Below are 12138 nucleotides of genomic sequence, written 5' to 3'. Positions count from 1 at the left end.
GGTGAATCTTAATTGTCTATTTTTACTGCTGGCGATAGATTTGTAATTTTTTCATACGTGAACGTAAGGTGCTATCTGGAAAACCTAGTGTTTGCGCTGCACCATTTTTACCACCAATACGCCAATTACAGTCGTTTAAAACTTCAATGATATAAACTTTTTCTATTTCAACTAATGGTTTATTGAGAGTACGTGCAGTAGGCTGCGCCTTATCAAATTTTTGTTGAATATGCAGGGTGTACGAGTTGGATAAAATGACTTCTCGTTCGAGAATGTTTTGCAGTTCTCTGATATTTCCAGGCCAATGATAGTCAGCTAATTTATGTAAACTTTTTTTAGTTATACCTTTGATATCTTTATTAAGTTTATGATTCAGTTGCGTTAAAATACTATGGCAAAGTAAAGGAATGTCTTCAATACGTTCTCTTAATGCCGGCATTACAATAGGAAATACATTTAAGCGGTAATATAAATCCATGCGAAATTTACCTTGCTCAACCATAGCGAGTAAATCTTGGTTGGTTGCGGCTATAATGCGGATATCTACTTTGATGGTTTTATTGCCACCCACTCGTTCAAATTCTCTTTCTTGTAATACTCTGAGCAATTTACTTTGCGCATCGGGTGATAGTTCGCCAATTTCATCAAGAAACAGGGTACCTTTATCGGCCAACTCAAAGCGACCGCGCCGTTTTTCACTTGCTCCGGTAAAAGCGCCTTTTTCGTGGCCAAATAACTCTGATTCTAACAAGTTAGCCGAAAATGCTGCACAATTTACTTTCACTAACGGGGTATTTTGACGTTGGCTCAATTGATGTAAATTACGGGCGACGAGTTCTTTACCGGTACCATTTTCACCGAGAATAAGCACTGTGCTGTCTGTTTTGGCAACTAATTTAATTTGCTGTAACATGGCAATAAATTTTGGGCTATTGCCTTCTAAACCTGAACCATGCCAGCTTTCATTTATTTCATCTTGCAAGTAACTGTTTTCTGCTTGCAGTTTCTCAGTTAGATCTTGTACTTTTTTTAGTGCTGATCGTAAGTTGCTATCGGCAAGTCGTTGCTGGCTAACATCACGAAATACAGCCACAGCGCCAATGAGTTCACCGTTTTTATATACAGGTGTTGAAGTATATTCTACCGGGAAGCTACTACCATCTTTACGCCAGAATACTTCATGGGTAATTTTACGCTCTACGCCATCGCGCATAGTATTGTAAATATTACACTCATCGCTTGGGTACGGCTCACCGTTTGCATGGCTGTGATGGTGATATTTGTGGATGTTTTTACCGAGTAACTCTGCTGAAGTCCATCCGGTCATTTGCTCTGAGGCAGGGTTTACAAAAACAGCATTTCCCTCTATATCAAAGCCATAAATGCCTTCACCGACGGCGTTGAGCAGTAGTTGGGAGTCAGCTAAAAACGCTTTTATATCTATGGCCATATTCGAATCTACTTTAGTAATATTAAACAGCAATAACGCATGCACGAAATATCGTGGGTCTAAGGAGAGCTTATCAGTTATGAGTTAAAAAATCAGCCTCAGTATAAGTAGGTAACAATAAATGCTATTGTGCAGATAATTCCTTGGGTAGTAAGGGCACTAAGATGTCAGTTTATCAATTTTATGAGTTTCAATTTAATAGTGAAAAATATCAGCTAAGTATTGATGATATTAAAGTGAGTATTCGACCAAAAACTGCACTACTGCTCAATTACTTAATTGAAAATAGACAGGTTATCGTCAGCAAAGCTGAACTGTTTGAAGCCGTATGGCAAACTACTCATGTACAAAATCACACCTTATTTCAGGTGATTAGTGAGATTAGAAAACTGACAAATGAAGACCTTGTTCGTACCCAACCTAATAGAGGTTATCAATGGGTGGCTCCGACAAAAGAAATAATAGTTGAACAGTGTGCTGATACTGCTCCAATTGAACTGTCTAATGTGAAAGCTAATGCATTGAGAAAAAATAGTTTTCAATATTTAGCGATGGCGGCAAGCATTACCATGTTGGCTTGTTTTAGCTTTTATTTGGGACAATGGTCTACTCAGCAAAACGATGTGCTTGTTAAAGGTGACATAGCTAAAGGCACCAATAGCCTTCCTGCGATTAATGCCTACGCCAAGGGGGTTGTCGCATTTGAAAAGGGACATTATAGCCAAGCTAAACAATGGTTTGATTTTAGTTTATTGGAAGATCCTAGTTCGGTGCAAAGCAAACTCATGCTGGCTGAAAGCTACTTTAAACAAAAAAACTATACCAGAGCGCAAGATGTAGCCTTTAAGTTGTTAGACTCTTTGAATAAAAGTTCATATCACTATTCTTCTGCGGCGGATTTAATGAGTCGTATGTACGCACAACAAGGTTTAGTTTTTGATGCTTTAAACTATGCCATTACCGGCGCCAATAGTTTAGAAAATTCAGCATCTTTTTGTTCTATTGAAGTAAGTGAACAACGTATTGGTAGATTAGTACAGCGACTAATCGATGATAAAGGCTTACAAACTGACAAAGAAAAACTATTGGCAGGTTATTATAAGCAAACTGTGCAGAGTGAGCCGTCTGCAGCTGCAAGTGAAAAAAAACTCTCTACTGCTGACATCTTATGTGAACAAGTAAATAAAATGACAGAAAGCAAAGAAGTGCTTAGCGACGATGTATCTGCATGTTTGAAACAAGAGTCTACCCCTTGGTTATTAAGTTATAACTATCTAAATAAACGGAAAGTCATTAATTCATAACTAATTGTATTTAAATTGATTATAGGTAATTATAGCTAGTTATAGATATACTTATTAGCATTTACACACCAACAACTTTATCTTAGCCCTAACGTTTACCATCTCGTGCTAGATGGTCATTTATTAGGTATTAAGATGAAAAAAATTATCATAAAAACTACATCCGTCATTCTGAAAATCCTGAAATTTAGCAGTATTTTATCACTGGTATTATTTTCTTTGGTGCACTCGACTCAAGCACAGAAAAATAATATTCAGGGTCCAATTGTTAAAAACTCTATCAAGCACACTATTGCCTCAGAGGTTGAAGAAAAGATTAGAGGTTTTTTTCATAACTCATCAGAAATCACTATTACACCTTATAACCAGCAATTAATTACCGTAAATATTGGCGCACGCAGTTTTTTGGCTAGTGAAGATGGGCGCTATATTTATCTTGGTAAGGTGATGGATACCCAGCTAAAAATAGATATTAGTGAGCAACTAGCGCAAGAGGCTCGGCTTAAAAGACTTGACAAATTTGATGAAAGCGAACAATTGATTTTCCCGGCAGCTGGGGAGGAGCTTTTTGCGGTTACTTTATTCACTGATATCGATTGCGGTTATTGTCGACGCTTTCATAGCAACATGACGCAATATAATGCCTTAGGCATTAGAGTAAATTATTTGATGTTACCTCGAGCAGGTAAAAACTCTACATCTTATGAAAAAACTGTCGCTGTTTTATGTTCTGCAAACCCACAAGAAAATATGACTTTAGCTATGCAAGGCCGATTCTCTGCAGCCTCCATATCAGTGAAGGAAAACTGTCAACACCACCTTGATAAACAAATGTCGTTAGCGGCGGAATTTGGTATATCAGCAACACCCACCATGATATTAGCCAATGGTGGTGTTATCAAAGGAGTATTAAACCCTGAACACTTACTAGCCCAGCTAAAACAAATCACCCCGCAAAAATAGATCTGTTTTTAATAACTCTATTTAAATAAAGCTATTTTTAAGAAATAAATATTAAAGGAAAACCATGAAAAATAACGTCAATTTTATAGCTGTAGTTATATTTGTAGTTGCTACATTTTCACTGTTCGCTAGTCAGTCGTTGAGTGCAATTACTTTTGTAAAGGGCACGCACTATAAGGAGTTAACTACGCCAATTAATTCAGATAATTTAAATAAAGAAGTACGTGAGTTTTTTTCTTTTTATTGTCCGGGTTGTTATAGGATTGAGCCCATTATCACAGCATTAAAAGCCGAACTTCCCGCCGAGATACCTTTTATAAAAAACCATATCGATGGTATGCCTGGCCGTGACCTTGTTATTGAACAAGGTCTATCTAGGGCTATATTAACGGCTAAATTATTAAAGCTTGAAGACCAAGTTAGCGCTGCGATTTTTAATTATATTCATGTTAATAAAGCAACATTTAACACTAATAAAGACATTAAGAATATCTTTCTATTACTGGGTGTAGATGGTCAACGTTTTGATAAAGTATTTAATAGTTTTAGTGTCAAAACGGGCGTAAATAAAATGAATAAAGCGACAGAGGTATTAAGACAACAAGGCATAACGAGTGTTCCTACCGCTATTGTTAATGGTAAATACAAAGTAGAAACAGGCGCTCTTGAGTCACAGCAGCAATACATTGAACTCGTGCTGTATTTGTTAACTCTTTAATTAACTGAAGAGTTAACAAAAGAGTTAATTTTAGTGATGCTCTGCTAGGAAATTTTTAAGATAGCAGATGTTTAAAGTCACACATGTTTAAGGTAGTAAAGCGAGATAAAGAACTCATCATAACGATGAGTTTTCCTAGTCAGTCTTATGATTTGCTTAAAGCAGCCAATTCCTTTTTAGCTAAGAAATTATCCATTTTTGAACGTAATAACTTATACAGCAAAATTGAGCCATCTATTTCTTCTTTGCGGTTAGTTAAGCTCTCAATATTTAAGCCAAGTGGTAGATCATAGGGCTGAATTGCCTCTAAAATCTGTTGTAGACTTTTAACGCAGTTTTGAATTGACTCATGTAAAGGGTTGTCGGCATTAAGAATACGTAAACTGGTTGCTTCGGGCACATTAACACCTAACCATTCAATGAACTCTAGGGTTTTTTTACTGCCACATGGAGAGAAGGTTAAGATCAAACGTTGTGGTTTTACATCCTGTTTTTGGCATTCAATAGCATAGCGGGTAAGTAAGTCTATAGTCGCTTGCGGGTTATAAATTGCTTGAGATATAAAGAAACTACAACCTTGTTGGTGTTTGGCAATTAAGCGCTGATGTTCATCTTTTTTACTGGCATGGCGCTCAGCAATAGTTACTCCACCAATAAAAAAGTCATGCTGGTTATCTACCAAGGTTTTATAAGCATCTGCCAAAGGTAAAGATATTTCATTATCCTTAGATGGGCTTCCAACTAACACAACATCTTTTACGCCATATTTTTCCCAAGCTTCGTTTGCCCACTGATCAAAATCATCGCTATTAGATTGAGCAACACTTTTATAAGTTATTACCGGATGATTTGATTTTTTATTCAATAAAGAAGAATAAAGTCTCGTGTCATGGGTTGACTTAAACGGGAAAGGTCTTGGTTTACTAATGCGTGAATTTTCATCTTGAATGTCATAAACAATAAGGCCATCAAAGTCGATATCACTGACGCGATCAAGTAGCTTTTCGGCAATCTCGCTCACTTTATCAAGTGGTGTATCACTTTTAGGTGGTGTAGTACCAATAAAGTAGACACCTCGATTGATATCATTGTATCTGGTTTGTAGCTCTGATTGCGTCGTCAAAATATTTCTTCTTTGTTTGTTTTTGGATGTTTAGGTGTTTAGATGGCTATATACTCATTCAAATAGTCGCTTTTGTCAACCATTGAGTGTTTTATAATATGAGATTTTATTCACTCAATTGAGAAAGTGTTTATTGGGGCGTTCTATTAGGGATGTAAAAAAGCAGGTGTTTTATCAGAACACTCGCTTTTAGTTAAGTTATCGTCAGGTCATCTAAGCTGATTCGTTATCTGACCCTTTATGAAAAGCTAGATTGAAGGATACAATTGAAGCAATAGTGCCAATAACAAGGTTACGGGTGGAGATATTTATTGATCGGCAGTGTGTAATATATTTTTAGTTAAAACTATTCAGTTTGTGCTGCCTTTATCAATGGCGATAGATAACATTGGTAATTTCTCCAGCGCGCTTTAGAGCTCTGGTACAGGGGTTGTCTTACTTGCCAGCGGCTCGGGGTTTGCACTGCACGTTCACTTTTATGAAAGTTTAATACATCCTCATCCCAGGATAACCCGACAAAGTCTAACAAACTGCGCCCTTGTTTTTCTATATCAGAGACTGTGTATTCATAGTTAACATCGAGTATCTCTAAGCCACTTATTTGCTTGAAATGCTGCATAAGTCTTTTATAGCCTCGCCAATAGTAGGCAATATCTTCAAGGTCAGTAGACCAACTTTGTGTTTCATTAAAGTTTTGAGTAAAAATTGATAAGCCGCAATCCCTAATATCTCGCGTACAGTGAATAATACGTGCATTGGGGAAAGCCATGGCAATTAAGCCTAGATGCCAAAAATTTAAAGGTTGTTTATCAACCACTTTACGTGCGGTATCTGGAGAGCGTTTTCCCGAACCATCAAGATAATCTTCAGCTAGTTCATCAATTTGCTGTTTTGACAAATAACTGGCCGTTTCTGGCCATGATATTTTTGCGTTACCAAGCCTATCAGGTGTTCCTGTTGCCAAGTCAGTTAACACATTCAATTCACCTGCACCAAAACACTGAGGGTGCGAGGCGAGTATTTGCTCAGTTAGTGACGTCCCTGAACGTGGTAGACCAACAATAAATATTGGCCTTTTTGAGCTGTTTCCCCAGCCCTGACGGGCTTTGAAAAATTCGGTAGAAAATAGCTGCATCATTCCTTCTATGCGGCTATCAAAAGCTTCACGATTGAATGTGCCAGAATCTTCCCTTCGAGCAATATTGGCGACATTATATGCCTCAAATGCGGCATCATAGTTTTTCTGCTGTTCATAAGCCTTACCTAAACCGTAACCTACGAGGGCTTTTTCTCGATTTTTAAGCTTAGCAAGTATGCTTTCAGCTTGTACAATTTCTTTAGCAATATCAACAAACTTACTTAACTCAAGCAGGCTAGCAAGTGCATCTTGCTTGTTAGGTGCACACTTCATTGCTTGTCGATAGGCATCGGCAGACTGCTCTGGTTTACCAATATCTTCGAACAATTGCCCTAGTCCTAAATAGCTAATATATGAATTAGGCTCAAGCTTAATCGCATTGTAATATTCACGCTCTGCTTCGATAACATAACCTAACTTTTGATGGCTTGTTGCTAACATTTGACGTGACATCAAGTGATTAGGCTCTGCCGAAACGGCAAGTAAAAAACATTGCCTCGCTTCTTCAAATTGGCTATTGGCATCAAGTAACTTAGCTAAACCTATCCAAGGAGCTGCCGCTTCAGGATTAAGTTTTATAGAACGCTTAAATGCATCAAGCGCGCCAGCAAAATTGCCAGCGCGCTTAATTTCATTACCACGGTCATACCAATCTTTTGCCGTTAAGGCGTTGGTATTTACCATTTATCAAACCTCTTATATCAATTCCATTAATTAACTTCCCACTCAGCTGACAAGCTCTGAGTGGAAACTAACGTGATGGTCTTGGTATTACATATTCCAACGAAGTGTCATAGTAACAGTGCGTGGAGCACCTAATACCGCACCATAGCGGAATTTGTTAACTCCAGCCACTTGCGTATTTTCAATGTATTCTTCATCTGTTAAGTTCAAAATACCAACAGAGACGTTAATGTTCTCAGTCACAGGATAGCTGGCGTTTAGATCGGCAACATTATAACCGTCCCAAGTATGCTCAGTCATAATATTATTTTGACTTTCACCGACATGACGGAAACCGCCGCTTACTATTAGACCTTCTAACGTACCGGATTGCGATTCATAGTTAAGGTACATGCTTGCGGTTACCTCAGGGAAAACTGGCGCTGGCACCTCGTCACTACTTTCGATATCTGTATAGCCAATATTAAAGGTAAAGCTTAAAGCATCGGTTATAATCGTGTTCGTGGAAATTTCTATACCTTGAACATCTACTTCATCAGCAATAATGGCATAATCAGGATCATTAGGATCGGTAATTGCTACCCCTTTACGTTGAGTTGAAAAAACACCTGCTTGGAATGAAACTCTGTTATCAAACAATGAACCTTTTGCGCCAATTTCTATACCATCAGATGTTTCAGCTTGTGTTGGCGAACCGTCTTTTAGTACGCGGTATTGAGGCACAAATGCTTGGGCAAAACTTGCATAAACGTTTATATCTTCCGTCACTGAATATGAAGCACCAAGTCTGGTGGTTAAATCACTGTCATTGTAACCATATGCACTGCGACGAAAGTTATTTTGCTCTAAATCGTCAAAACGAATACCTGCGGTAATGGTAAGGTTTTCACTAGGGCGAAGTGCAGCTTCAGCAAAAATTGATTTAAGTTTTGCATCTGTTGATTGGAAAAGTTGAAACTCACCGTAGTTTGCATCATCCCAGCCGTAATGAGGCATGGCAATTTCATCTAGTGATATTTTTTCCCAGCGATAATTTTCTGCGAATTCACGTGTCCAATCATCTTCTTGGTGAGCTATACCAATAGCAAAATCCTGATTTTGTCCCCAAAAATTAGCTTTGTAAGCAAGTTGTGCATCGATGAAAGTCGCATTTAACTCATTTTTCGCTGCATTTTCAGATAGGTAGGTATAATCACCCGTGGTAAGTCCATCATAGCTATAAATACCCCCAACATGTTTATAATCCATATCTGTTGATTGCTTGCTACCACGTACAGTTAATTTTAAATTATCTAAAAACTCATGGTTAAGTTCGGCATTATAAAGAACATCTTCAGAGTTTACTTCACCGTCTACAAAGCCAAGAAAAGTGCCTGTATCTATACCAGCTGGGATTTCACCATTAGGGACTGGAAAGCCGCCATTTGGATTTGATTCATTTTTACGGTAGGCAACACTGGCTTTTATTGAAGTATCATCACTGATATTAACTATCGCGACTGGGCGAATAGCGGTTGTAGTACGACCAACGTGATCAGCGTCGAATTCATAATCTCTATAAGCACCACTTACTCTAAGTAAGACGGTATCTGAGCTGTTTAATTCACCTATGTTGGCATCAAAATCAACACCAGTACTACCGAATTGATCCGCGCGCAGCTTCACGCTAGCAAAGCTTTCACGTTCGGGTGATTTTGTTACCGTATTGATAATACCACCTGCACCAACTGGACCTGATGCGATAGAAGCAGGACCTTTAAGTATTTCATAGCGCTCTACGAACGAGTCATCACGTGCGCCTGCGCCCCTGAAGTTATTTTGTACACGGTTATCTACCAGAATAGGTGCGGCAAATCCGCGAGAAAGAAAGCTGGTGGTACCTGAACCATTACGATCTTCGGTACGGGCAATATTAGGTAATGTAGTTAGCGCTTCAATTGGACGAGTAAAATTACGAAGCTCTAGCAGTTCGCTGTCGACAACATCTAAGGTAAACGGCAGCTCTTTTGGTGTAATAGCAATACGGTTGATTAGTGATTGTTGAAACTTGCTGGTAACAACAATTTTTTCAATTTCTTGCTCTTTAGCGGACTTATCTTCAGTAGAAGGCAACTGCGCATTATTTTCCTGTGCACTAGCACCAAATGACGTGGTAATTGCCAGTGCTAATAATGTTCGTTTGTGTTTATAGAAAGTTAAGTTTTTCATTTCATGTCACTCATGTTTTAAAGTAATTAATAATTGTTGTTTTATTATTTAGAGAGAGTGATGGAAAACTCACTATTTAGCAGTTGAAACTCTTTTGTTGATATAGAAAATTCAGCACTTGCCAAGATTTTTCAATTGGAATTAGTCTATCTCGATTTTTCTCTTCATCTTTGAGCTTGATAGCTGGAATGATACCGATGTAATTATTTGCTAAACCCTGATATCGAGAGCTATTTAATACTGCTTTAATAATAAAATTAATGATAATAGTTCTTATTCGCGTGTATTCTCTACATTTATCAGAAAAACTAAAGTACTTTTACAATTGTTACATTTGGCGGTTACCTTTATCGTCTGTTATCGGTAGTAAGACGGTGATTTTTAATCCTGTTCTTTTCAAACATGTGCTCGCTAGATTTTTTGCATACACTTGGCCATGACAAGCTATTATTTGTCGTTGCGCTAAAGCTAAACCTAGCCCAAAACCAGGGTTAACTGCTTGTACTTGCACGGTTGGAATACGGTAAAAAGCCTTGAAGATATCCGCTAAGTGTTGCTCTTCTACGCCGACACCATCATCGGTAATACTTAGTACTAGTTCATCTTGATGGGTAGTCAGTGCTAATAACACTTCATGTTTGGCATAACGCAGGGCATTTCTAATAATATTTTCGAAAGCTTGGCCAAGCAAACGACTATTGCCACAAAAGAGCAATGAGTCAGGTAATTCTCTGGTGATGACTTTATCAGGGAACTCAAAGTTGCCATCGTCAATAATACTGTCGAGTAAGTCAACCAAGTCGAAGTTTTCATCATTAACCTTTGGCTCTTCATTATCTAACCAAGCAAGGGTTAACGAGTCTTCAGATAGTTTACGCATACCTTTAACTTCTATGGCGATACGGGCTAACATTTCTTGGCTGTTAAGCTCTGATTGCGCACAGGCAAGCGCCATTTCAATACGTGTTATCGGCGTACGTAATTCATGAGAAAAGTCGGCAATGAACGCCCGCTGGCTGGAGACCATTTTTCCTATGCGCTGCGCCATGGCATCAAAAGTCTCAGCGACACGCGTGAATTCATCTTGTCGACTACCAAGGTGTCTTCGAACGCGGGCAGAAAAATCGCCCTGGCTTAACTTTCTACTCGCTTGCTCTAACTGACGTAATGGTTGCATCATATGCCGATACAATAATGCGGTTAATAGGCTAAGTAGAACCAAAGGTAAGGCTATTTTTAATACTAAAGAGGTTATGCCCCAATAACTGCCTGGCCGCATTCTTGCTGGTAACTGCATTAAGAAATGGCCTGTTTTATCTGAAAAAACAACACCCATCACAGGGTTATCGGCAAAATATAAATGAATCTTCCAACTGACGTCTCTCCCTAAAGTAAATTCATCAATATAGCGCTTTGATAAGCTAGTGTCTGCTAAAGGCATTAGGCTAGATTGCACTACTGAAGCCCAAGTATCTTCTTGCTGTTGAATTTTTTTCATATAGGTCGATAGGGCAATCATGTCGCCTTGAATATAAAGTTGTTCAGTTTTATTCGCATAGGCAAGTATCTGTTGTTGATGCTCTGTTGCAATATGACTCATGCGCAGTTCAGTGTGATTGGATAAAAAATCAATTAGCCAATATAAAGCCATTGAACCGGCGACAATAATTAAAGAAAGTTTCCAAAAAAACTGTTTATTCATAGGGAGATCTCTATGGCTAGTTCAAGGGACGTTAGAACTAGGTCATTAAGTTAAATATCAGCAGGTTATTTAAAGCAATAACCCCGACCATGGGCTGTTTCAATGCGATGTGCCGACATACCGGCGGCGATGAGTTTTTTTCTGATACGACTTAGGTGCATATCTAAACTGCGATCGTACAAACTAAACTCTCGGTCGAGTACTAAAGGGTATAAAAAAGGTTTGCTTAATACTTCATCTTGATGGGTGACGAGTGCCCAAAGTAACTTGAATTGAATAGCCGTTACCTTGATGGCCTGTTTGGCATAATATAGTGACATGTCATGCTTATTAAGTTGTAGCTGATCAACCTCAAGTTGTTTCTGTGTGGCTGGCTTAGTTAACTCTGCGGGCCCAACTAAGGTTCGCCTTAAAATTGCTTCAATGCGAAAAAGTAATTCAGTAATATTAAAAGGTTTGGCTAAATAATCATCTGCGCCTTGGCGAAAACCTTGTATTCTTTCTTCTTCGGCACCACAGGCAGTAACCATAATAACGGGTGTATTTTTATGTTGTCTTAATGAAGATAATAAAGAAAAACCATCAAGCTTAGGTAATCGAGCATCAAGTAAAATTAGATCAAAATCAGATGACAATGCAGTCGACAAGCCTTGTTCGCCATCGAAACATTGATGGACATGGTAATGATGCTTAGTTAGTAAAGCTGTGACTTGCTGGTTAAGTGCTAAGTCATCTTCTATTATCAAAATGCGCGCTAGCGGCAGCATAATTAAAGACTCTAAATATAAAATGACCGATATCATACCTTGTTTATGCAAATAGTTCTTATTAAGTTTTACTTGCTGGTA

The 12138-nt window shown here is 38.3% G+C and carries 9 protein-coding genes; 3 read left to right on the top strand and 6 right to left on the bottom strand.

Going from position 1 to position 12138, the window contains the following annotated elements:
* Positions 1 to 22: 22 nt before the first annotated feature.
* Positions 23 to 1450 carry a sigma-54 interaction domain-containing protein gene (locus GAB14E_RS21655; protein ID WP_033080293.1) on the bottom strand — a complete coding sequence of 476 codons (1428 nt, stop codon included), beginning with the start codon at positions 1448 to 1450 and terminating at the stop codon, positions 23 to 25.
* 164 nt (positions 1451 to 1614) lie between these two features.
* On the opposite strand from GAB14E_RS21655, the gene GAB14E_RS21660 reads away from it, so the two are divergent.
* From GAB14E_RS21660 to GAB14E_RS21670, 3 genes are all read left to right on the top strand, one after another.
* Positions 1615 to 2754 (top strand): winged helix-turn-helix domain-containing protein, encoded by a 1140-nt coding sequence (locus tag GAB14E_RS21660; RefSeq protein ID WP_033080292.1) that lies wholly within the window; start codon positions 1615 to 1617, stop codon positions 2752 to 2754.
* A gap of 135 nt (positions 2755 to 2889) precedes the next feature.
* A complete protein-coding gene (locus tag GAB14E_RS21665) occupies positions 2890 to 3717 on the top strand; it encodes a thioredoxin fold domain-containing protein (RefSeq protein WP_033080291.1) in 828 nt (275 codons plus the stop codon).
* Positions 3718 to 3781: 64 nt separating this feature from the next.
* Positions 3782 to 4435, top strand: coding sequence for a thiol:disulfide interchange protein DsbA/DsbL (locus GAB14E_RS21670; RefSeq protein WP_052093345.1), 654 nt, complete (start codon positions 3782 to 3784; stop codon positions 4433 to 4435).
* Between the two features lie 145 nt (positions 4436 to 4580).
* Here the strand turns inward: GAB14E_RS21670 and GAB14E_RS21675 are convergent, their stop codons facing one another.
* From GAB14E_RS21675 to GAB14E_RS21690, 5 genes are all read right to left on the bottom strand, one after another.
* Positions 4581 to 5558: a methylenetetrahydrofolate reductase gene (locus GAB14E_RS21675; protein WP_033080290.1), complete on the bottom strand. Its 978-nt coding sequence runs from the start codon at positions 5556 to 5558 to the stop codon at positions 4581 to 4583.
* Positions 5559 to 5904: 346 nt separating this feature from the next.
* Positions 5905 to 7380, bottom strand: coding sequence for a tetratricopeptide repeat-containing sulfotransferase family protein (locus GAB14E_RS0122360; RefSeq protein ID WP_052093344.1), 1476 nt, complete (start codon positions 7378 to 7380; stop codon positions 5905 to 5907).
* Positions 7381 to 7467: 87 nt separating this feature from the next.
* Positions 7468 to 9588 (bottom strand): TonB-dependent siderophore receptor, encoded by a 2121-nt coding sequence (locus GAB14E_RS21680; RefSeq protein ID WP_033080289.1) that lies wholly within the window; start codon positions 9586 to 9588, stop codon positions 7468 to 7470.
* A gap of 328 nt (positions 9589 to 9916) precedes the next feature.
* Positions 9917 to 11290, bottom strand: coding sequence for a histidine kinase sensor domain-containing protein (locus GAB14E_RS21685; protein ID WP_033080288.1), 1374 nt, complete (start codon positions 11288 to 11290; stop codon positions 9917 to 9919).
* A 65-nt stretch (positions 11291 to 11355) separates the two neighbouring features.
* Entirely contained in the window at positions 11356 to 12057 is a 702-nt protein-coding gene (locus GAB14E_RS21690) for a response regulator transcription factor (RefSeq protein ID WP_033080539.1), read from the bottom strand.
* Positions 12058 to 12138: the final 81 nt, after the last annotated feature.

Origin of the sequence: Colwellia psychrerythraea, assembly GCF_000764185.1 — a bacterium.
Taxonomy (GTDB): Bacteria; Pseudomonadota; Gammaproteobacteria; order Enterobacterales; family Alteromonadaceae; genus Colwellia; species Colwellia psychrerythraea_B.
This window is presented reverse-complemented; position numbering and strand designations above follow the sequence as displayed.